This is a genomic window from Mycobacterium sp. OAE908, from assembly GCF_017872775.1.
Lineage (GTDB): Bacteria > Actinomycetota > Actinomycetes > Mycobacteriales > Mycobacteriaceae > Mycobacterium.
Window position 1 is genome coordinate 1,309,648 of the sequence record NZ_JAGGJL010000002.1, and the last position, 21,976, is coordinate 1,331,623.

Annotated in this window: 21 protein-coding genes; 12 read left to right on the forward strand and 9 right to left on the reverse strand. The window is 67.4% G+C overall.

The genetic code is table 11. From position 1 onward, the window contains the following. The first annotated feature begins 58 nt into the window (after nucleotides 1-58). Complete coding sequence (locus tag J3E61_RS31580) at nucleotides 59-985, forward strand: LLM class F420-dependent oxidoreductase (protein WP_210086563.1); 927 nt, start codon at nucleotides 59-61, stop codon at nucleotides 983-985. Nucleotides 986-1,083: 98 nt separating this feature from the next. Further along, entirely contained in the window at nucleotides 1,084-2,454 is a 1,371-nt protein-coding gene (locus J3E61_RS31585; protein ID WP_192722661.1) for an FAD-dependent oxidoreductase, read from the forward strand. On the opposite strand, the gene J3E61_RS31590 is transcribed toward J3E61_RS31585, so the two are convergent. From J3E61_RS31590 to J3E61_RS31620, 7 genes are read right to left on the reverse strand one after another with little or no spacing between them, the layout of a single operon-like run. Next, nucleotides 2,451-3,077: an urease accessory protein UreD gene (locus tag J3E61_RS31590; protein WP_210086564.1), complete on the reverse strand. Its 627-nt coding sequence runs from the start codon at nucleotides 3,075-3,077 to the stop codon at nucleotides 2,451-2,453. The two genes, J3E61_RS31585 and J3E61_RS31590, sit on opposite strands and share 4 nt — an antisense overlap. Continuing rightward, complete coding sequence (gene ureG / locus J3E61_RS31595; RefSeq protein ID WP_210086565.1) at nucleotides 3,059-3,736, reverse strand: urease accessory protein UreG; 678 nt, start codon at nucleotides 3,734-3,736, stop codon at nucleotides 3,059-3,061. The genes J3E61_RS31590 and ureG overlap by 19 nt, the downstream gene beginning before the upstream one ends. A 19-nt stretch (nucleotides 3,737-3,755) precedes the next feature. Then, nucleotides 3,756-4,391 (reverse strand): urease accessory protein UreF, encoded by a 636-nt coding sequence (locus J3E61_RS31600; RefSeq protein ID WP_210086566.1) that lies wholly within the window; start codon nucleotides 4,389-4,391, stop codon nucleotides 3,756-3,758. Then, nucleotides 4,391-6,112 carry an urease subunit alpha gene (locus J3E61_RS31605; protein WP_210086567.1) on the reverse strand — a complete coding sequence of 574 codons (1,722 nt, stop codon included), beginning with the start codon at nucleotides 6,110-6,112 and terminating at the stop codon, nucleotides 4,391-4,393. Before J3E61_RS31605 ends, J3E61_RS31600 begins: the two co-directional genes overlap by 1 nt. After that, complete coding sequence (locus J3E61_RS31610; RefSeq protein WP_210086568.1) at nucleotides 6,109-6,423, reverse strand: urease subunit beta; 315 nt, start codon at nucleotides 6,421-6,423, stop codon at nucleotides 6,109-6,111. Before J3E61_RS31610 ends, J3E61_RS31605 begins: the two co-directional genes overlap by 4 nt. Beyond that, nucleotides 6,420-6,722, reverse strand: a complete 303-nt coding sequence (locus J3E61_RS31615) for an urease subunit gamma (RefSeq protein WP_210086569.1) — start codon at nucleotides 6,720-6,722, stop codon at nucleotides 6,420-6,422. The genes J3E61_RS31610 and J3E61_RS31615 overlap by 4 nt, the downstream gene beginning before the upstream one ends. 53 nt (nucleotides 6,723-6,775) lie before the next feature. Then, nucleotides 6,776-7,180 carry a PaaI family thioesterase gene (locus J3E61_RS31620; protein ID WP_210086570.1) on the reverse strand — a complete coding sequence of 135 codons (405 nt, stop codon included), beginning with the start codon at nucleotides 7,178-7,180 and terminating at the stop codon, nucleotides 6,776-6,778. Nucleotides 7,181-7,241: 61 nt separating this feature from the next. On the opposite strand from J3E61_RS31620, the gene J3E61_RS31625 reads away from it, so the two are divergent. Beyond that, complete coding sequence (locus J3E61_RS31625) at nucleotides 7,242-7,619, forward strand: rhodanese-like domain-containing protein (protein ID WP_210086571.1); 378 nt, start codon at nucleotides 7,242-7,244, stop codon at nucleotides 7,617-7,619. Between the two features lie 145 nt (nucleotides 7,620-7,764). Here J3E61_RS31625 and J3E61_RS31630 read toward each other — a convergent pair whose 3' ends face one another. Next, entirely contained in the window at nucleotides 7,765-8,511 is a 747-nt protein-coding gene (locus tag J3E61_RS31630) for an iron reductase (RefSeq protein ID WP_210086572.1), read from the reverse strand. A gap of 219 nt (nucleotides 8,512-8,730) precedes the next feature. Here J3E61_RS31630 and J3E61_RS31635 point away from each other — a divergent pair, with 219 nt between their 5' ends. The 9 genes from J3E61_RS31635 to J3E61_RS31675 all read left to right on the forward strand — a co-directional run bounded on the left by J3E61_RS31635 (nucleotide 8,731) and on the right by J3E61_RS31675 (nucleotide 21,052). After that, nucleotides 8,731-9,147, forward strand: a complete 417-nt coding sequence (locus J3E61_RS31635; protein WP_192722651.1) for a BlaI/MecI/CopY family transcriptional regulator — start codon at nucleotides 8,731-8,733, stop codon at nucleotides 9,145-9,147. Between the two features lie 14 nt (nucleotides 9,148-9,161). Beyond that, the gene (locus J3E61_RS31640) at nucleotides 9,162-10,112 is read left to right on the forward strand and encodes a M48 family metalloprotease (protein WP_192722650.1); all 951 of its coding nucleotides are present in this window, start codon (nucleotides 9,162-9,164) and stop codon (nucleotides 10,110-10,112) included. A gap of 49 nt (nucleotides 10,113-10,161) precedes the next feature. Continuing rightward, complete coding sequence (gene gndA / locus J3E61_RS31645) at nucleotides 10,162-11,625, forward strand: NADP-dependent phosphogluconate dehydrogenase (protein WP_192722649.1); 1,464 nt, start codon at nucleotides 10,162-10,164, stop codon at nucleotides 11,623-11,625. A 99-nt stretch (nucleotides 11,626-11,724) separates the two neighbouring features. Then, nucleotides 11,725-13,161, forward strand: coding sequence for a GuaB1 family IMP dehydrogenase-related protein (locus tag J3E61_RS31650; protein ID WP_192722648.1), 1,437 nt, complete (start codon nucleotides 11,725-11,727; stop codon nucleotides 13,159-13,161). 204 nt (nucleotides 13,162-13,365) lie between these two features. After that, nucleotides 13,366-14,733, forward strand: coding sequence for an HlyC/CorC family transporter (locus tag J3E61_RS31655; protein WP_210086573.1), 1,368 nt, complete (start codon nucleotides 13,366-13,368; stop codon nucleotides 14,731-14,733). Then, nucleotides 14,726-15,778, forward strand: coding sequence for an HlyC/CorC family transporter (locus J3E61_RS31660; protein ID WP_210086574.1), 1,053 nt, complete (start codon nucleotides 14,726-14,728; stop codon nucleotides 15,776-15,778). Before J3E61_RS31655 ends, J3E61_RS31660 begins: the two co-directional genes overlap by 8 nt. A gap of 13 nt (nucleotides 15,779-15,791) precedes the next feature. After that, nucleotides 15,792-16,670, forward strand: coding sequence for a 3-methyladenine DNA glycosylase (locus J3E61_RS31665; RefSeq protein WP_210086770.1), 879 nt, complete (start codon nucleotides 15,792-15,794; stop codon nucleotides 16,668-16,670). 48 nt (nucleotides 16,671-16,718) lie between these two features. After that, on the forward strand, nucleotides 16,719-18,905 hold the full coding sequence (locus tag J3E61_RS31670; protein ID WP_210086575.1) for a malate synthase G: 2,187 nt from the start codon (nucleotides 16,719-16,721) through the stop codon (nucleotides 18,903-18,905). A gap of 14 nt (nucleotides 18,906-18,919) precedes the next feature. Then, nucleotides 18,920-21,052 carry a hypothetical protein gene (locus J3E61_RS31675; protein ID WP_210086576.1) on the forward strand — a complete coding sequence of 711 codons (2,133 nt, stop codon included), beginning with the start codon at nucleotides 18,920-18,922 and terminating at the stop codon, nucleotides 21,050-21,052. On the opposite strand, the gene J3E61_RS31680 is transcribed toward J3E61_RS31675, so the two are convergent. Beyond that, complete coding sequence (locus J3E61_RS31680) at nucleotides 21,049-21,924, reverse strand: alpha/beta hydrolase (RefSeq protein WP_210086577.1); 876 nt, start codon at nucleotides 21,922-21,924, stop codon at nucleotides 21,049-21,051. The genes J3E61_RS31675 and J3E61_RS31680 overlap by 4 nt on opposite strands. Nucleotides 21,925-21,976 lie beyond the last annotated feature (52 nt).

Consider the following 21,976-nt stretch of genomic DNA (forward strand, 5'->3'; position numbering starts at 1 on the left):
TCGTTCGCCCGAAGCTAAACGGGGTGACCGCCCCGCTTAATTGTGGTTGCGTGAAGGCGTGACCATCAAACTCGGACTTCAGATCCCCAACTTCTCCTACGGCACCGGCGTCGAACAGCTCTTCCCGACCGTCATCGCCCAGGCGCAAGAAGCCGACGCGGCCGGCTTCGACTCCGTCTTCGTGATGGACCACTTCTATCAGCTGCCCGGTCTTGGCACGCCTGATCAGCCGATGCTCGAGGCGTACACCACCCTCGGCGGGCTGGCTACCGTCACCAAGAACGTCCAACTCGGCACGCTCGTCACCGGCAACACCTACCGCAACCCGACGCTGCTGGCCAAGGCGATCACCACGCTGGACGTGGCGAGCCAGGGCCGCGCCATTCTCGGCATCGGCACCGGGTGGTTCGAACTCGAGCACGACTCGCTCGGATACGAGTTCGGCACCTTCACCGACCGCTTCAACAAGCTCGATGAGGCGCTGCAGATCATCCTGCCGATGCTCAAAGGCGAGCGGCCGACCTTCGAGGGCCGCTACTACCGCACCAAGGAGGCGATGGCCGAGCCGCGGTTCCGTGACCACATCCCACTGATGATCGGCGGCAGCGGCGAGAAGAAGACAATTCCATTGGCGGCCAAGTACTTCGACCACCTGAACATCATCGCCGGGTTCAGCGAGCTGCCGCGCAAAGTCGCCGTGGTCAAGGAGCGCTGCGAGGAGATCGGTCGCGATCCGTCGACGCTGGAAACCAGCATGCTGGTGATGGCGGTCATCGATGAGAAGGTCGGTCCCGATCTGGTACCGGACGACTTCAAGGACCGTGCAGCGGTGGGCAGCGCAGAGTCGGTGGCCGACCAGATTCAGTCCAAGGTCATCGACGCGGGTGTCGACGGGGTCATCCTCAGCCCGGTGACGAGCCTGAACGGGTACCAGCCCGGCGGCATCACGGCGGTGGCCGAGAAGTTGAAGCCGCTGCTCGGGTAATCCCGGGCGGGGTGGCAAATCTCACCGTTTTGTCGGGATGCGGGGCGGCTACCGTAGTGTCTGTATAACTGCACGTGTAGTCCGTCGAGGAGCCCAAAATGAGCCATCCCGGAGCCACTGCAACTGATCGACACAAGGTAGTGATCATCGGTTCGGGGTTCGGAGGGCTGAACGCCGCCAAGGCACTCAAGCGCGCCGACGTCGACATCAAGATGATCGCCAGGACCACGCATCACCTGTTCCAGCCGCTGCTGTACCAGGTGGCCACTGGCATCATCTCGTCGGGCGAGATCGCCCCGCCCACCCGGATCATTCTGCGCAAGCAGAAGAACGTCCAGGTGCTGCTGGGCAACGTCACGCACATCGACCTGGCCAACAAGACGGTCAAGTCCGAGCTGCTCGGCCACGACTACGTCACGCCCTACGACACGCTGATCATCGCGGCCGGGGCGGGCCAGTCCTACTTCGGTAACGACCACTTCGCGGAGTGGGCGCCGGGGATGAAGACCGTCGACGATGCGCTCGAACTGCGCGGCCGCATCCTTGGCGCGTTCGAACAGGCGGAGCGTTCCAGCGATCCCGCCCGGCGCGAGAAGCTGCTGACATTCACCGTTGTCGGCGCCGGTCCCACCGGTGTCGAGATGGCCGGGCAGATCGCCGAACTCGCCGACCACACGCTCAAAGGGGCTTTCCGCCATATCGATTCGACGCAGGCGCGGGTGATCCTGCTCGATGCCGCACCGGCGGTGCTGCCGCCGATGGGCGAGAAGCTGGGCAACAAGGCCAAGGCCCGGCTGGAGAAGATGGGTGTCGAGATTCAGCTCGGCGCGATGGTCACCGATGTGGACCGCAACGGCATCACGGTCAAGGACGCCAACGGCATTCGCCGCATCGAGTCTTCGACGAAGGTCTGGTCAGCCGGTGTGTCTGCGAGCCCGCTCGGTCGCGACCTCGCCGAGCAGTCCGAGGTGGAGTTGGACCGCGCCGGGCGCGTCAAGGTGTTGCCGGACTTGACTATCCCGGGCTACCCGAATGTCTTCGTTGTCGGTGATATGGCGGCTGTCGAAGGGGTGCCCGGCATGGCGCAGGGCGCGATCCAGGGCGCCAAGTACGCGGCGAAGGCCATCAAGGCCGAGCTGAAGGGCGCCGACCGGACGCAGCGCGAACCGTTCCAGTACTTCGACAAGGGCTCGATGGCGACTGTGTCGCGGTTCTCCGCGGTCGCCAAGGTCGGTCCGCTGGAATTCGGTGGTTTCATCGCGTGGCTCGCGTGGCTGGTGCTGCACCTGGTCTACCTCGTCGGATTCAAGACCAAGATCACCACGCTGCTGTCGTGGACCGTGACGTTCCTGTCGACGGCCCGCGGCAACCTGACCATCACCGAGCAGCAGGCCTACGCGCGCACCAGGATTGAAGAGCTGCAGGAGATAGCGGCGTCCGTGCAGGACAAAGAGAAGGCGGCCAGTTAGAGCCTGTCGCCCTGCCAGGTCGACAGGCAGCCCCCGCCTGCCAGCGCCAGCGCAACCCCTTCGGTCTGCACGTCGCTGTCCGGATAGTGGAATTCGCTGATGCATGCCATCGGCGTGCCCAGTGCGTCGTCGGCCACTGTGCCGTGACCAAGCTCGATGCGATGCCGTAACAAGGGACAGCCGTCCACGTCGGCGTGTAACGAGCTGGACCAAAAGCCTTGCCGCTCATCGGATCTGCCGATCTGGATGCGCTCGCGCAGGCGGATCCGGCCCGATGCGGCCAACTCGAGTCGGGTCGAGGTGAAATGACGCGACGTGGCTGCGACGACGGTCGGCTGCGGATCGAGGTCGAGATCGCCCGCCACTTCGAGGGTCCAGAACGCATGCGACTCCGGCGTCGCCGATCCGGGCAACGTGATGGTCGCCGCTGCCGTACGCACCCGCAGTCGCGCGCCCTCCTCCACCACGACCCGGACGTGGATCGCGTCGCCGCCAAGCGGGGTGGCCGCCGCCGAAACCAGGTGCACGGTATCGGGTTCGGTGCGGCGGGCCGCGAGTCCTCCCCCGCATTCGATGCGCGGCGCGCGGTCGCGCTGCGCGACGATCAGGACGTCGGAACGCATAGCTGTTCGCGCACCCACGCCAACACCGCGCTCGCGGCGGGATCTTCCGTCAACGAGATCAGCGCCGTCGGCCGCTCGCCGCGGACCTTGGCCGCGTCACGGCGCATGACGTCGAGGTCGGCGCCGACCAACGGCGCCAGGTCGGTCTTGTTGACCACCAACAGATCCGAGAAGGTGACCCCTGGCCCGCCCTTGCGCGGCACCTTGTCACCGCCGGCAACGTCGATGACGAAGATCTGCACGTCGATTAGACCCGAGGAGAACGTGGCTGTCAGGTTGTCGCCGCCGGATTCCACCAGGATCAGGTCGAGGCGGTCATTGCGCGCGATCAAGTCGTCGATCGCGTCGAGGTTGGCGGTGATGTCGTCGCGGATGGCGGTGTGCGGGCAGCCGCCCGTCTGCACCGCGGCGATCCGCTCGTCGGCCAGCACGGCGTGGCGGCGCAGGAAGTCGGCGTCCTCGGTGGTGTAGATGTCGTTGGTCAACACCGCGAGCGACAGCTCGTCGCGCAGCTGCCTGCACAGCGCCGCCACGAGCGCGGTCTTGCCGGAGCCGACGGGACCGCCGACGCCGATGCGCAGCGGTTCGCCCGGCTGCCGCTGGCGGCGCGGACGCGCGGTGTGTGCGTGGGGTTCGCCGTCGAGGTAATGCGGTGGCATATCGAAGATCCTGTGCCTTTCAGGAGACGAACAGTGGGCGTTCGCGTTGGCTGTGCCGCTGGGCCAGCACGTCGAGCAGCGGGTCGGACAGGTCGGCAAGCTCCTTGCAGGCGTCGGCGGCCGTCGCCTCGCACAGCGGCGACAGCTCGAACGTCAGCGCGGCAACGTCGGCGGGATCGAGTGCGAGCAGTCGCTGCGCGGCGGTCGCCGAGCCGGTCATCGTGGTGTAGACGACCGAAAGCGCGGTCTGGTCGGGGTTCAAGCCGCCGGCGTGGCCGACGGTGCCTGCGGCGACGGCGAGGTGCGGCGTCGTCCCGAGCGGGCGCCAGTCATGGTCGGGCCATACCCGGCGCGCCAGCCGTGCGAGACCGCGGCCCTGTGCCCGCGACGCCTGCCGCGCCGCCGGAGCCGGTGTACGGGCATCGGTTTCGCGGTCGGCATCGGACATCGTCAGGGTGCCTGCATGCACGGCGGCGGCCAGCGACGCCGTCACCAGGCCGGCGGTGCGGATGCGACGGCTCAAGTAGGCCCGCAGTGTCGCGAGGTCGACCACGATCCCGGAGCTGACCGCCTCTTCGACACCACCGGAGTGCACGTGCCCGCCGGTTGGCAGTCGCGAGTCGGTCAGCGTCAGCAGCGTCGAGAGGTTGGTCATCAGAACAGGAAATATCTTTGCGCCATGGGCAATTCGGCTGCCGGCTGCTCCTGCCAGACATCGCCGTCGATGCGCACGGTGAACGTGTCGGGATCGACCTCGATGCGCGGCAGCGCGTCGTTGTGCGGCATCTGGGCTTTACCGATCTTGCGGACGTCCGAGACCGCGACCAGCTTCCGGTTGACGGCGAGCCGGTCGGCCAATCCGTCCTCGAGCGCCTGTGGCGCCACGAAATGCACCGACGTGGCCGCGGCTGCTGCAGGTGCGGCACCGAACATCGGCCGTGGCAGCACGGGCTGCGGCGTCGGGATCGAGGCGTTGGCGTCTCCCATTGCGGCCCAAGCGATCATGCCGCCCTTGAGCACCGCGTGCGGGCGCACACCGAAAAACGCAGGCTCCCACAGCACCAGGTCGGCGAGCTTGCCGACCTCGACCGAGCCGATGTGGTCGTCGAGGCCGTGAGCGACGGCCGGGCAGATGGTGTACTTCGCGACGTAGCGCTGAGCCCGGTTGTTGTCCGCCCTGCCGTCCCCTTCGAGTGCGCCGCGGCGGCGCTTCATCACGTGCGCGGTCTGCCAGGTGCGCAGCACCACCTCGCCGATGCGGCCCATCGCCTGCGCGTCGCTGCCGATCATCGAGATCGCGCCGATGTCGTGCAGCAGGTCCTCGGCGGCGATGGTCGACGGCCGGATGCGGCTCTCTGCGAACGCGAGATCCTCAGGGACACTTGGGTTCAGGTGATGGCACACCATCAGCATGTCGAGGTGTTCGTCGAGCGTGTTGACCGTGTGCGGCCGGGTCGGGTTCGTCGAACTCGGCAGCACGTTGTGGTGCGAGACCACCGTGATGATGTCGGGTGCGTGGCCGCCGCCGGCGCCCTCGGTGTGGTAGGCGTGTATCGAGCGTCCCTTGATGGCGGCCAGCGTGTCTTCGACGAAGCCCGCCTCGTTCAGCGTATCGGTGTGGATGTTGACCTGCACGCCTGCCGATTCGGAAACCGTAAGGCATGCGTCGATCGCGGCAGGCGTCGTCCCCCAATCCTCATGCAGCTTGAATCCCGCTGCGCCGCCGCGCAATTGCTCCCACATCGATTCCGCACTGACGGTATTTCCCTTGCCGAGGAGCGCGATGTTCAGTGGCCACGAGTCGAGCGCTTCGAGCATCCGGGCCAGGTGCCAGGAACCTGGCGTGACGGTGGTCGCCTTGCTGCCTTCGGCAGGGCCGGTGCCGCCGGCGATGATCGTGGTGATACCGCCGCCGAGGGCCTCCTCCATGATCTGCGGGCAGATGAGGTGCACGTGGCAGTCGATGGCGCCCGCGGTGACGATGCGGCCGTTGCCCGCGATGATCTCCGTGGACGGCCCGACGACCAGATCGCGGTGAACGCCGTCCATGATGTCCGGATTGCCGGCCTTGCCGATCGCGACGATGCGTCCGTCGCGAATGCCGATGTCGGCCTTGATGATTCCCCAGTAGTCGAGGATCACCGCGCCGGTGATGACGGTGTCGGGGGCGCCGTCGGCGCGGGTGACGCGGCCTTGGCCCATCGATTCGCGAAGAACCTTGCCGCCGCCGAACACCGCCTCGTCGCCTGCCAGGCCGGGGCCGCCGCTGCGGTCCTCGGTGATCTCGATCAACAGGTCGGTGTCGGCTAGCCTGATCCGGTCGCCGGTCGTCGGCCCGAACAGCGCCGCGTAGCGGGCGCGCGACAACTCCGTCATGAGGCGTCCAATCGACCAGGAGGATTGAGCGTCAGCCCATGCACCTCGCGCGACCCACTCAGTGGAACGAGCGAAACCTGTTGGGCCACACCGGGTTCGAACCGCACAGCGGTGCCTGCGGGAATATCAAGCCGATGACCGTATGCGGCATCGCGGTCGAACTGCAGCGCGGCGTTGGCCTGCGGCAGGTGTACATGGCTGCCTACCTGAACCGGGCGGTCGCCGGAGTTCACCACATCGAGGGTCAACCGCACTGCTCCGGCGTTGATCTCGATATCGCCGTCGCCGTACAGGATCTCCCCCGGCTTCACGGGATCGGCTGGTGGACGGTGACGAGCTTGGTGCCGTCAGGAAACGTGGCTTCCACCTGGACGTCGTAGAGCATCTCGGGTACGCCCTCCATGACCTCTTCGCGCGACAGCACCTCGCGGCCGCTGACCATCAACTCCGCCACGGTGCGCCCGTCGCGGGCGCCCTCGAGCAGGTGGTCGGTGATCACGGCGACCGCCTCGGGGTGGTTCAACTGCAGGCCGCGGGCCTGCCTGCGGCGAGCTAGCTCCGCGGCATAGGAGATGAGCAGCCGGTCCTGCTCATGCGGGGTCAGACGCATAGTGCGCGATATTGCCACGTAGCGCGGCAGTCAGCAGCGCACGCGAGATCGGGCTACTCCGCGGGGATGTTCTGGAGCCGCACCTGGCCGCGGGCGATGACGCGGTCATCGTCGTCGGTGATCGTGACCAGCCACAGCTGCTGGCGGCGGCCCCGATGGATCGGCGTCGATACCGCGGTGACCGTTCCCGAGGAGATCGCACGCAAAAAGTCGGTGTTGTTGTTGACGCCGACGACGTGACCGCCACCGTTCTCGAGGAGCCAGACCTGCGCGGAGACGCTTGCGACGCCTTCGACGATCGAACAGTAGACACCGCCGTGCACGATGCCCCACGGCTGCAACAGCTTGTCCTTGATATCCAGTCGCGCCCGGCCCCCATCGGGCGTGAGCTCGAGGTACTCCAGCCCGAGCTCATTGTCGAATCCCTGGCCCAGCTGGCCGGCTACGTCTGTCGTCACGTGGTTTTGTCTACACGGCGCAGACGACTTCGATGCGAGCGGCCCGGGGCTATCGTCGGGCATGGCCAAAACCGCGAAAGACCTCGTCGCAGCTGCCAATGAAGTCGTCCCCAAGATCTCGCCACAGCAGGCCCAGGACCTGATCGCGAAGGGCAATGCCCTGGTCGTCGACGTTCGAGACGCGCCGGAAGTCGAACAGAGCGGCAAAGTGGCGGGCGCTGTGCACGTCACGCGCGGCATGCTGGAGTTCCGTGCCGACCCCGAATCGCCTTACCACGACCCGAGTTTCGCGAAGGACAAGACGGTGATTGTGTACTGCGCGTCCGGTGGACGTGCAGCGCTGAGCGGCAAGGCGCTCAAGGAACTGGGCTATGCCGAGGTCTACAACCTCGGTGCGTTCAAGGACTGGGCGGAGGCAGGCGGTCCCGTCGACAAGTGATCGATGAAAGCGGACGGGCCCCACGCCGATGGCGCGGGGCCCGTCCTTCGAATGGACCGGGAGTCTCTGCAGCCCTCAGGACTCCGGCGCGGTCCGGTGGTTCGGTCTTTGGTTGGCAGCCTCGCTAAGAGTAGGCAAGGCTTGCCTAATTTAGCAAGGCCTTCCGCGCACTTGATCTGCTGGTGCCGCGCACCGGCAGGCCGAAGCCGACCAGCGCGTCGAGCACGGCTTGCGCGCGCCGCATGCTCGTCAACTCGCTCGAACCGGCTAGCAGCGGGACCTGTGTTGCGGCGCTGACGACCGCGCCGCCGACGATGTGCCACATCGACGCGACGGACATGGCGCCGGCGCACACCTCGTACAGGCTCGCGAACAGCGGATCGAGTGCGCGGTGGCAGCGGTGTGCGACCCACGTCGTCAGCGCCGCCTCGCTCGGCAACGCGACGATGCCGGGACCGGCCAGATCCGGATCGTCCGGCAGCGCCCGCAGCAGCGGATCGGCCACGCCGACCCAATCGATGGCGCCCTCGGAATCCACGTGCACCCAGAGGTTCTCCAGGCCGGTGTCCCATGCGCGGCCCTCGACCACCAGAAGCGGCACGACGCGTCCCACGACGACATGCGCGAGCGTGGCGGCCAGCTGCTGGGCCACGGCCGCCCGGCTGTCGGTCTCGGCCGCGGCGATGTCGTACATCGCCTGCAGTCGATCTGCCGTCACCGCCTCGGCCAGCGGCCACCATCGTCGTCGCGACAGGTCGCCCATCACGGCGACGCCGTAGACCCGCGGGCATTCGGGGTAGAGCGCGCGCAGTCTGCCGCTGGATTCGTGTAGCGGCAGCGTCTGCCTGATCGTCATGCTCGAGATGAGCGGGTCGTCGATCAGCACCGACATGGGAACCTCCCAAAGTCCAGTTAGGTTAGCCTTACTATAGTCATGCGGTGATGCGAGGCCAGCGCCTGTGACTCGACTCACAAGACGAGGCGGCGATGTTGATGACCACTGGCGGAACAAGGCGGGGAGGCCGCGCCGTTGTGCTGACGCGTTCGATACGACGCAACGTAGTAACGCCGTAGTACCCTGGATCTACTGCCCGTAGGAGATGAACGGAACATGGCAAAACTGACGCGTCTTGGGGAACTGGAACGCGCTGTGATGGACCATCTGTGGTCCTCCGGCGAGCCCCAAACCGTGCGCCAGGTCCACGAGGCATTGTCGGCTCGACGCGATCTGGCCTACACAACGATCATGACCGTGCTGCAGCGGCTGGCGAAGAAAAACCTCGTCGTCCAGCATCGCGACGACCGCGCCCATCGATACGCGCCGATGCACGGCCGCGACGAGCTGGTCGCGGGGCTGATGGTCGACGCTCTCGACCAGGTGTCGGACTCCGGCAGCCGCGAAGCCGCGCTCGTGCACTTCGTCGAACGCGTCGGCGCCGACGAGGCCGCGGCACTGCGCAGAGCGCTGGCCGAGTTGGAAAGCAAACACAGTCAATCCCCGCCCGCTGGTAATCCGGGCACCGGCTGAGAAATACTGACAGCGTGTCCGCGCTGGCCTTCACCATCGTCGCGCTGGTCCTGTCGGGACCAGTCCCGGCAATGCTGGCGCGGGCGTCGTGGCCGCAGCGCGCACCGCGGGCCGCGATCGTGCTGTGGCAGTCCATCGCACTTGCCGCGGTGTTGTCGGCATTCTCCGCCGGAATCGCAATCGCCAGCAGGCTGTTCGTGCCGGGGCCCGACGGTCGCCCGACCGCAACCGTCACCAGTGAGATCGAGGCGCTGGGCTGGCCGCTGTGGGGCGCCCTCGTGGCCGTCTTCGCGCTGACCCTTGTCATCGGGGCCCGGCTGACGTTCGCCGTCGTGCAGGTTGCCATCGCCACCCGGCGCAGGCGCGCCCATCACCGGATGATGGTCGACCTCCTCGACATGTCACACGAGTCGAACCCGCCTCAGGTCTGTACCAAGGCCAGCGGTCTTCGCATCCTCGATGTCAAGCAGCCGCTGGCCTATTGCCTGCCTGGCGTGCGCAGCCGTGTGGTGGTCAGCGAGGGAACACTGAAATCCTTGTCCGACAGCGAGATTGACGCGATTCTCACCCACGAACGCGCGCACCTGCGGGCCCGTCACGACCTGGTTCTGGAAATGTTCACCGCGGTGCACGCCGCGTTCCCGCGGTTCGTCCGCAGCGGCAATGCGCTGGACGCCGTGCGCCTGCTCGTCGAAATGCTCGCCGACGACGCCGCCGTGCGCGCGGCCGGACCTACTCCCCTAGCCCGAGCGCTGGTCGCCTGCGCCGCAGGGCGCACCCCCTCGGGTGCGTTGGCCGCGGGCGGTCCGACGACCCTGCTGCGGGTCCGCCGACTCGGCGGAGCGCCGAACAGCCGCGCCCTCGCCGCGAGCGCCTACCTCGCCGCGGCCGCCGTGCTGGTGATACCTACTCTGGCGCTGGCCGTGCCCTGGCTGACGGAATTACACCGGCTGTTCACCGCGTAGTGATAAGTAGCCGTAACTCACCACAACAAAAGAACGGAAGGCCGCCTGAATGAGCGACTCTGTTAACTCTGACACGACCGGCACCGCTCAGATCGGCGTAACCGGTCTTGCCGTGATGGGCTCCAACATTGCACGCAACTTCGCCAGGCACGGCTACACCGTGGCACTGCACAACCGGTCGGTCGCCAAGACCGATGCGTTGCTCGCCGACCATGGCTCCGAGGGCAAATTCGTTCGCAGCGAGACGATTCCGGAATTCCTTGCCGCCCTTGAGAAGCCGCGCCGGGTACTGATCATGGTCAAGGCGGGCGACCCGACAGACGCCGTCATCAACGAGCTCGCCGACGCGATGGAAGAGGGCGACATCATCATCGACGGCGGCAATGCGCTCTACACCGACACCATCCGCCGCGAGAAGGCGATGCGCGAGCGTGGCCTGCACTTCGTCGGCGCTGGCATCTCCGGCGGCGAAGAGGGCGCGCTGAACGGCCCGTCGATCATGCCGGGCGGCCCTGCCGAGTCCTACGAGTCGCTGGGCCCGTTGCTCGAGGAGATCTCCGCCCACGTCGACGGCGTGCCCTGCTGCACCCACATCGGCCCCGACGGCGCCGGGCATTTCGTGAAGATGGTGCACAACGGCATCGAGTACTCGGACATGCAGTTGATCGGCGAGGCCTACCAGCTGCTGCGCGACGGCCTGGGTAAGACCGCCCCCGAGATCGCGGACATCTTCGCGGAGTGGAACTCCGGCGATCTGGACAGCTTCCTCATCGAGATCACCGCTGAGGTGTTGCGTCAGACCGACGCCAAGACAGGAAAGCCGCTCGTCGACCTCATCCTCGACGAGGCGGAGCAGAAGGGCACCGGCCGCTGGACGGTGAAGTCGGCGCTGGACCTCGGGGTGCCGGTGACCGGCATCGCCGAGGCGGTCTTCGCCCGCGCGCTGTCAGGCTCGGTGGCCCAGCGCAAGGCCACGACCGGTCTGGCATCGGGCGATCTCGGCGAGAAGCCCAGCGACGCAGCACGATTCATCGACGATGTCAGTAAGGCGCTGTACGCGTCCAAGATCATCGCCTATGCACAGGGCTTCAACCAGATTCAGGCAGGCAGCGCCGAGTACGACTGGAACATCGCGCCCGGTGACATGGCGAGGATCTGGCGTGGCGGCTGCATCATCCGGGCGAAGTTCCTCAACAGGATCACGGAGGCCTTCGACGAGAACCCGGACCTGCCGACGCTGATCGCCGCCCCGTACTTCCGGGAGGCGATCGAGGCCGCGATCGACAGCTGGCGCCGCGTCGTGGTGACCGCCACCGAACTGGGCATTCCGATCCCCGGCTTCTCGTCGGCGCTGTCGTACTACGACGGGCTGCGCACCGAACGGCTTCCCGCGGCACTCACCCAGGGTCTTCGCGACTTCTTCGGGGCCCACACCTACGGCCGCATCGACGCCGACCGCGACGCGCGGTTCCACACCCTGTGGAGCGGCGACCGCAGCGAGGTGCCCGCCTAGGTTTCGCCGAACAGACGCAAAAGTGCCCTTTTTCGGCCAGATTCGGGCACTTTTGCGTCTGCTCGCCGGACGACGGTGACCCACTAGACTCGACCTGACATGAGATTTCTCGAGGGCCATCCGCCGGCCTACGACCTGACCTACAACGACGTCTTCATCGTCCCCGGACGTTCGGACGTACAGTCCCGCTTCGACGTCGACCTTTCGACACACGACGGGTCCGGCACCACCATCCCGGTGGTGGTGGCCAACATGACCGCGGTGGCGGGTCGCCGGATGGCCGAGACGATCGCCCGCCGCGGCGGCATCGTCGTGCTGCCGCAGGATCTGCCGATTTCGGCGGTCAAGGAGACGGTCGACTTCGTCAAGAGCCGCGACCTGGTAGTCGACACGCCGGTGGTGCTGTCCCCCGACGACTCGGTGTCAGACGCGATGGCGCTGATCAACAAGCGGGCACACGGCGCCGCGGTCGTGGTGTTCGAGGGCCGTCCCATCGGTCTGATCACCGAGGCCAACTGCGCGGGCGTCGACCGGTTCACCCGCGTGCGCGACATCGCGATAACCGAACTCGTCACCGCACCCTCGGGCACCGACCCGCGCAAGGTGTTCGACCTGCTCGACCACGCGCCCGTCGACGTGGCGGTGCTGACCGAACCGGACGGCACGCTCGCCGGTGTGCTGACCCGTACCGGGGCGGTCCGCGCCGGCATCTACACCCCCGCGGTCGACGCAAAGGGCAGGCTGCGCATCGCGGCGGCCGTCGGCATCAACGGTGACGTCGGCGCCAAGGCCCGCTCGCTCGCCGAAGCTGGTGTCGACCTGCTGGTGATCGACACCGCCCACGGTCATCAGCTCAAGATGCTCGAAGCGATCAAGTCGGTGTCGTCGCTCGACTTGGGGCTGCCTATTGCCGCGGGCAACGTCGTCTCCGCGGAGGGCACCCGCGATCTGATCTCCGCGGGCGCGTCGATCGTCAAGGTCGGCGTCGGGCCCGGCGCGATGTGCACGACGCGCATGATGACCGGCGTTGGCAGGCCGCAGTTCTCCGCGGTGGTTGAATGTGCCTCTGCGGCAAGGCAACTCGGTGGCCACGTGTGGGCCGATGGTGGTGTGCGGCATCCGCGTGACGTGGCACTGGCGCTGGCAGCGGGGGCAGCCAACGTGATGATCGGTTCATGGTTCGCAGGTACCTACGAGTCGCCCGGCGACCTGATGCGCGACCGCGATAACCAGCCCTACAAAGAGAGCTACGGCATGGCGTCCAAGCGCGCCGTCGCTGCCCGCACCGCCGCCGACAGCTCGTTCGACCGTGCGCGCAAGGCGCTTTTCGAGGAGGGCATCTCGACCTCGCGGATGGGGCTGGACCCGTCGCGCGGTGGGGTCGAGGACCTGCTCGACCACATCACCTCCGGAGTGCGCAGCACGTGCACCTACGTCGGCGCTGCGAGCATCGCCGAGCTCCACGACAAGGTCGTGCTCGGGGTGCAGTCCGCTGCGGGGTTTGCCGAAGGCCACCCGCTGCCGACCGGATGGTGAGGCCCTGCGGCGGCCTAGACGGCTAACATAGGGAATTCATTGCCAGCCAAGCGAAAGGGACCCCGTGCCGCAGGCACCCGTCGAGGCCGTCGGCTTCCGGGCTGAGCGGAGCGACGAGGCTTCCGCCGCGAGCGGCGCCCCCGACGCCGAGCCGTCCCCTAGTCGGCCGGGCGTGCGGCCCGGCGACCCGAGGGTGAGAACGCGATGAGCGTCGTGTACACCCTGCTTGCCCTGCTGGCGTTCGCGATTCTGACCGCGGGCACCGCGGTGTTCGTCTCCGCCGAGTTCTCGCTGACCGCGCTGGAGCGCAGCACGGTCGACGCGAACGCGCGCAGCGGCGGACGCCGCGACCAGCTGGTGCAGCGGGCCCATCGGACGTTGTCGTTTCAGCTCTCCGGCGCCCAGGTGGGCATCTCGATCACCACACTGATCACCGGCTATCTGGCCGAGCCGCTCGTCGCGCATCTGCTGGAGCCGGTGTTCGCGGCGACGTCGTTGTCGCCCGAAGTGTCGGGCGGCCTGGCGCTGGCGTTGGCGCTGCTGATTGCGACGTCGGTGTCGATGGTGTTCGGCGAGCTGGTTGCCCAGTACCTGGCGGTGGCCAAGCCGCTGCCGGTGGCGCGCGTGGTGGCGGGCCCCCAGTTGCTGTTCTCGGCGCTGTTCACGCCGCTGATCCACCTGACCAACGGAACCGCGAACTGGATTCTTCGTCGGCTCGGCATCGAGCCCGCGGAGGAGTTGCGCTCGGCGCGCTCACCGCAGGAGCTGGTTTCGCTGGTGCGCAACTCGGCGCGGCGCGGATCGTTGGACCCCGTCACCGCGACGCTGGTCGACCGCTCGCTGCAGTTCGGCTCGCGGACCGCCGAGGAACTGATGACGCCCCGTACGGAGATCGTCACCCTCGAGGTCGACGACACCGTCGCCGATCTGGTGGAAGCGGCAATCGGCAGCGGGTATTCGCGGTTCCCGATCGTCGACGGCGATCTCGACGAGACCACCGGCATCGTCCACGTCAAGCAGGTCTTCGAGATCCCGCCGGAGCGGCACAAAACGACCAAGTTGGCCACCCTTGCCCAGCCCGTCGCCCGAGTGCCGTCGACGCTGGACGGCGACGACGTGATGGCGCAGCTGCGGGCCAACGGCCTGCAGACCGCGCTGGTAGTCGACGAATACGGCGGCACCGCGGGCATGGTGACCGTCGAGGACGTCATCGAGGAGATCGTCGGCGACATCCGCGACGAGCACGACGAACCGACCGCCGACGTCGTGCAGGCCGGTCAGGGCTGGCAGGTGTCCGGTCTGTTGCGCATCGACGAAGTCGCGACGGCCACCGGATTTCGGGCGTCGGAGGGCGAGTACGAGACCATCGGCGGTCTGGTCCTTCAGGAACTGGGCCACATCCCCGAAGAAGGTGAGTCCGTCGAGCTGACCGCGTTCGACCCCGACGCCCCGCTGGACGATCCGGCGCGCTGGCTGGCCACCGTGGTGCGGATGGACGGGCGGCGCATCGACCAGCTCGAGCTGACACAGCTTGGCAGGCGCGAGGACGAGCCGGAGGGTACCGATGGGTGACTTCCTCGGCGTCATCCTGACTTTCGTGCTGCTGGCGGCCAACGCGTTCTTCGTCGGCGCGGAGTTCGCGTTGATCTCGGCCCGCCGCGACCGGCTCGAGACGCTGGCCGAACAGGGCAAGCACAGCGCGGTCGCGGTGATCCGCGCAGGCGAGAACCTGCCGCTGATGCTGGCCGGCGCGCAGCTCGGCATCACGATCTGTTCGATCCTGCTGGGCCGGGTCGGCGAACCGGCGGTGGCACATCTGCTCGAGCGGCCGTTCCACTTGTTCGGCATTCCAGACACCGTGCTGCACACGGTGTCGTTCGTCATCGCGATCACGATTGTCGTGGTGCTGCACGTCCTCCTCGGCGAGATGGTGCCGAAGAACATCGCCATCGCCGGCCCCGAGTCCGCGGCCATGCTGCTGGTGCCGCCGTACCTGCTGTGGGTGCGCGCGGCTAAGCCCGTCATCGCGGTGTACGACTGGTGCGCCCACGTGATCCTGCGGATGTTCGGGGTGGAAGCGAAAACCGAACTGGAGAACACGGTGTCGACCGTCGAGCTGTCCGAGATGATCGCCGAGTCGGTGTCGGAGGGCCTCCTGGACCCCGAGGAGCACAACCGCCTGTCGCGGGCACTGCAGATCCGCAACCGAGTGGTCCGCGACGTGGCGGTACCGCTCAGCGCGGTGCACGCGGTGCGGGCGGCCGATGACGCGTCGGGCCCCACGGTGGCGGCGATCCAGCGCGCGCTGGCCGAGACCGGTTACTCGCGCTTCCCGGTCGCCGATTCCGCGGGCAGGTTCATCGGCTACGTGCACATCAAGGACGTGCTTGCACTCGTCGGCGATCCCGATGCAGTGGTGGACCCGACGGCGGTGCGACCACTGCCGGAGGTGCCCGACGCGACCTCGCTACCCGACGCGTTGTCGCTGCTGCGGCGCAACAACAGCCACCTCGCGGTCGTCACCGCCGCCGACGGCAGGGTGTCGGCGATGGTCACGCTCGAGGACCTGGTCGAGGACGTGGTCGGCGCCGTTCGCGACAGGACGCACCGTGTCTGATGTCTGCACGACGGTGGCTGATGTCGTCGTGCTCGACGAAGCCGACTGGACCACCCGCGAGCGCTTGCACCAGGAACGCGTCGACGACTTTTGTGAACCTCATCGCAGGCGAGCCCGAACCGGACAAACGCACCCGGTCTGGGATTTCCTGTTCACCTATTACAGCCTGCGGCCGCGGCAGTTGCGGATCTGGCACCCCGGGTTCGGCGCCGCCCTCGGCGGTGCTGCGGCCGAGCGTTATCTCCAGCGCAGCGGCTACGGGCGTGGGCGCTGCGGCGTAACCGTCACCGACGCGTACATGGCGTCGCGAGCCAACACGGTGAGGTTCATCGCCAGGTTGCTGCGCGCGACGGCCGCACGCCCGGCGCGGATGAACTGCTTCGGCATGCACGAGTGGGCGATGGTCTACCAAGCGCCCGCGGTGCGCCACGGCCAGGTGCCGCTGCGGTTGGGCGCGGCAGGGACCGATGCCGTCGTCGAGTCAATGCCGTTGCGCTGCAGCCACTTTGACGCGTTCCGGTTCTTCACCGAGCCGGCCGCCCGCCGCAACACCGAACGGCTCACCCGCGACAGCCAGGTGGCCAGTGAGCAGCCCGGCTGTGTGCACGCCGCGATGGATCTCTACAAGTGGGCGTTCAAGCTCGGGCCGCTGGTCTGCTCGGACCTGGTGATGGACTGTCTGCGACTCGCCGCCGATGCCCGTTCGCTGGATATGCGCGCGAGCCCCTATGATCTCCGCGACTACGGATTCGAGCCGATCGCCGTCGAAACGCCGGCCGGTCGCGCCGAGTATGTCCGTGCCCAGCAGAGCATTGCTGAGCGGGCCACACCACTGCGGGCCACCCTGGCCGACCGGTGTGACCTGCTGCTGACCATGGCTGCTGGCGAATAGCCCCAGTTACCGCTGGGTAAGCTGGATCGACGGCTTTAGGGAGGAAATATGACGGACCGCGTGACGGTGGGAAACCTGCGCGTCGCCCAGGTGCTCTACGACTTCGTGAACAACGAGGCGCTGCCGGGCACCGACATCGACCCCGACAGCTTCTGGGCGGGAGTCGACAAGGTCGTCACCGACCTGTCCCCGCAGAACCAGGACCTGCTGGCGCGCCGCGACGACCTGCAGGCGCAGATCGACAAATATCACCGCCAGCACGTCATCGAGCCGCTCGACCCGGACGGCTACAAGCAGTTCCTCACCGAGATCGGCTATCTGCAGCCCGAGCCGGACGACTTCACCATCACCACCGCAGGCGTGGACGACGAGATCACCACGACCGCGGGTCCGCAGTTGGTGGTGCCGATCCTCAACGCGCGGTTCGCGCTGAACGCCGCCAACGCCCGCTGGGGCTCGCTGTACGACGCGCTGTACGGCACCGATGTCATCTCGGAAGAGGACGGCGCCGAGAAAGGCACGAGCTATAACAAAGTGCGCGGCGACAAGGTCATCGCCTATGCGCGCAAGTTCCTCGACACCGCGGTGCCGCTTTCGTCCGGGGCGTGGAGCGACGCCACCGGGCTGAAGATCGACGACGGTCAGCTGGTCATCGAGTTGCGCGACGAGTCGACCGGGTTGGCGTCGCCGGAGCAGTTCGTCGGCTACACCGGCGAGCTGGGCTCGCCGCAGTGGTCGGTGCTGCTGCGCAACCACGGACTGCACGTCGAGATCCTGGTCGACCCCGACTCCCCCGTCGGCTCGACCGACGCAGCCGGCATCAAGGACGTCGTGCTGGAGTCCGCGATCACCACGATCATGGACTTCGAGGACTCGGTGGCCGCGGTCGACGCCGACGACAAGGTGCTCGGCTACCGCAACTGGCTTGGCCTGAACAAGGGCGACCTCACCGAAGAGGTGGCCAAGGGCGGCAAGACGTTCACCCGCGTCCTCAACCAGGACCGCACCTACACCACACCCGATGGCGAGGGTGAGCTGACGCTGCCGGGACGCAGCCTGATGTTCGTGCGCAACGTCGGTCACCTGATGACCAACGACGCGATCACCGACGCCGAGGGTCACGAGGTGTTCGAGGGCATTCAGGACGCCCTGTTCACCAGCCTGATCGCGATTCACGGGCTGAAGCAGGGAGAGGGCAACGGGCCGCTGGTGAACAGCCGCAGCGGGTCGGTCTACATCGTGAAGCCCAAGATGCACGGACCCGACGAGGTGGCCTACACCTGCGAGCTGTTCAGCCGCGTCGAGGACGTGCTCGGCCTGCCGCAGAACACGCTCAAGGTCGGCATCATGGACGAGGAGCGCCGCACCACGCTCAACCTCAAGGCCTGCGTGAAGGCGGCCGCGGACCGCGTCGTGTTCATCAACACCGGTTTCCTGGACCGCACCGGCGACGAGATCCACACCTCGATGGAGGCGGGGCCGATGATCCGCAAGGGTGCGATGAAGAGCACCCAGTGGATCGCCGCCTACGAGGATCAGAACGTCGACGTCGGCCTGGCCACCGGCTTCTCCGGGCGCGCGCAGATCGGCAAGGGCATGTGGGCCATGACCGACCTGATGGCCGACATGGTCGAGCAGAAGATCGGTCAGCCGAAGGCGGGTGCGACCACCGCGTGGGTGCCGTCGCCGACCGCGGCCACCCTGCACGCCATGCACTACCACGAGGTCGACGTGTACACGGTGCACAAGGAGCTGGAAGGCAAGCGACGCACGACCGTCGACCAGCTGCTGACGGTCCCCCTGGCCAAGGAGCTGGCGTGGGCGCCAGAGGAGATCCGCGAAGAGGTCGACAACAACTGCCAGTCGATCCTCGGCTACGTCGTGCGCTGGATCGACGCGGGCGTCGGCTGCTCGAAGGTGCCTGACATCCACAATGTGGCGTTGATGGAAGACCGTGCGACACTGCGCATTTCGAGCCAGCTGCTGGCAAACTGGTTGCGCCACGGCGTGATCACCGAAGAGGACGTCAAGGCCAGCCTGCGCCGGATGGCCGCGGTCGTCGACGAGCAGAACGCAAAGGATCCCGAATTCCGCCCGATGGCACCGGATCCCGAGGGCAGCATCGCGTTCCAGGCCGCGCAGGAGTTGATCCTGGCCGGTGGCGCGCAGCCCAACGGCTACACCGAGCCGATCCTGCACCGACGTCGACGCGAGTACAAGGCCGCAGCGCAGTGAGCACAAGGGGTTAAGTGGGAAGGCATAGCGCTCCCGATCCCGAGGACTCGGCCGACGAAGGCGTGCCCGAGGAGCCGCCGACTCAGCGCTTCAGTCGTCAGCCGCCGCCGGAACCCGACGACTTCGCCGGAGGTACGGGCTATGGCTATCGCGCCGCCGGGTATGACCGACCCGACTACGACGAGCCCGCCTACCCGTCCACCCCGTATCCCGACGGGGACTTCGAAGAGCCGGGTTACGACGACTCGCACTATGACGAGCCGAGCTATGACGAGCCCGACTACGGGCACGACTACGGCCAAGCCGACTTCGATGAGCCCGCAGAGGACTATGAGCGACCGGAGTCCGCGCGGGGTGCCGTCCCGCCGCCTCGGTCCGGACAGAAGCACAGCGGCGAATGGGAAGGCGGCGAGTGGACGGGTAGCCACCGCGCGATCACAACCCGCAGGCGCGGTGTCAGCGTTGGCGTAATCGCGGCACTTGTGGCCGTGGTGGTGATAGTCGGTGGATTCATCCTGTGGCGGTTCTTCGGCGACGCCCTTTCGCATCGCAGCGATGCGCTCGCCGCGCGGTGTGTCGACGGCGAACTCGCGGTCGCTGTCGTCGCGGACCCCTCGATCGCAGACGAGGTGCACAAGCTGGCCGATGCCTACAACAAGAGCGCGGCGCCCGTCGCCGACAAATGCGTGAAGATCGGTGTCCGGCCCGCCGATTCCGACCAGGTCGTCAACGGCTTCATCGGCAAATGGCCCGCCGAACTCGGAGAGCGGCCTGCGCTGTGGATCCCGGCCAGCTCGGTGTCGGAAGCCCGGCTCGAGGCCGCGGCCGGCGCTCAGACCGTCAGCGACAGCCGCTCCCTTGTCACCTCGCCGGTTCTGCTCGCTACCCGGCCACAGCTCAAAGATGCGTTGGCCCAGCAGAATTGGGGCACGCTGCCGGGGCTGCAGACCAATCAGTCGGCGTTGGACGCGCTGAATCTGCCCGGCTGGGGGTCGTTGCGGCTGTCCTTGCCGCTGAGCGGCGACAGCGACGCCTCCTATCTGGCGGCCGAGGCCGTGGCGGCGGCGTCGGCCCCCGCGGGCCAACCGGCCAGCGCAGGAGCGGGAGCGGTCAACACACTGGTCGGTGCGCAGCCCAAGCTCGCCGACAACAAGTGGTCCACCGCGATGGACGCACTACTGAATTCGTCTGATCCGGCGACCGCACCAGTGCACTCCGTCGTCACCACCGAGCAGCAGTTGTTCCAGAAGGCCGCGTCGATACCGGACGCCAAGACCAAGCTCGCCGCGTGGCTGCCGCCAGGTCCGACGGCTGTGGCCGACTATCCGACCGTGCTGCTCAGCGGCAATTGGCTGTCGCAGGAACAGGTCAGCGCGGCAAGCGAATTCGCGCGGTTCATGCGCAAGTCCGAGCAGCTCGCGCAGCTGTCCAAGGCCGGTTTCCGCACCGAGGGCGGCGCGCCGCCGAAGAGCGACGTGACGAGCTTTGCGCCGGTGTCGGCGCCGCTGTCGGTGGGTGACGCCTCGATGCGGGCGACGCTGGCCAACGCGTTGACCGCGCCGGCGGAGACCCCCGCCGTCACGATCATGCTCGACCAGTCGATGCCGACGGACGAGGGCGGCAAGTCGCGGCTGGCCAATGTGGTCGCTGCGCTCAACGCCCGGGTGCAGGCACTGCCGGGCAACGCTGCGGTCGGGTTGTGGACGTTCGACGGCGTCGAAGGCAGGTCCGAAGTGAGCACCGGGCCGCTGTCGGATCAGGTCAACGGGCAGCCGCGTTCGGCAGCGCTGACCGGTGCGCTCAACGCGCAGACCGCGTCCGGTGGTGGTGCGGTTTCGTTCACCACGCTGCGGATGCTCTACGACCAGGCGAAGGCGAGTTACCGTCAGGGACAAAGTAATTCGGTGCTGCTCATCACGGCGGGCCCGCACACCGACCAGTCGCTGGACGGTCCCGGCCTGCAGCAGTACATTCGCGGCGCCTTCGATCAGGGACGCCCGATCGCGGTGAACGTGATCGACTTCGGCAACGACCCCGACCGCGCCACATGGGAGGCCGTCGCACAGGCCAGCGGCGGCAGCTATCAGAACCTTGGCAGCTCGGCCTCGCCCGACCTGACCGCCGCGATCACGCAGTTCATCGGTTAGTGCGACGCCGTCGTCAGTAGGCTCAACGCGGCGCGGGTGAACACCTCGGGCACCTCCACTTGCGGGTAGTGCCCGACGCCGGGAAGCTCGACAACGTCTGCGGCTGGCCGTAATTCGCGCAGGCCGTCGAGCACGTTCGTGGTGGCCACCGGATCGTCGAGGGCCCACAGGAAGCTGAGCGGTTTGGGCCAGTCCCGCACTGCGCCGTGCCAGCGGTCGGCGTAGCGTTCGCGCTCGTCGAGGTACGAGATCAGCAGGTGCGCGATGCGATGCCCGTCGTTGTTGGCGATCAGCGCCCACTGCGCGTCGGCCTCCTCTGCGGTCAGCGGATGGTTCGCGCTGAACAAACGCCCGAACTCCTTGACGAACCTGCCGCCGGTGGACAACCGCGCGGCCAGCGGGCCGAGCGGACCGCGTAGCAGCTTCTGGACGGGTCGTAGGCTGGCGCGGCTCAGGATCACGCTGCCGTTGCTGAGAACGACGCGTTGCAGGTCAAACGGTAAGGCGCCCTTGATATCTCGGGCCAACAATTCTGTCGTCACCGATGTGCCCATGTCGTGTGCGATGAGCACCACCGGTCCCGGTGCTTCTGCGGCGACTACGTCAGCCACGATGTCGGCCTGCTCGAGCAGGCTGTAGCGGTGCGGTCGCGGCTTGTCCGACAGGCCGAAGCCGAGGAAGTCGAGTGTCAGCCACGCCCGCCCTGCCAGGTGCGGCACGACGCCGCGATAGTCATACGAACTCGACGGGTAGCCGTGCAGCAGCAGCACCGTCGGACCATCGCCGGGTGCCGAGCGAACGAACAGCCTGCCCGCAGCCGTCGTCAGCCAACTGCCGCCGTCACGCCACTTCGCCACGCTTGGGGGTAGCACACCACGGACCCTAGCCGCCGAACGTGGGTTACCCGCACGCTTCGGGCCCGCG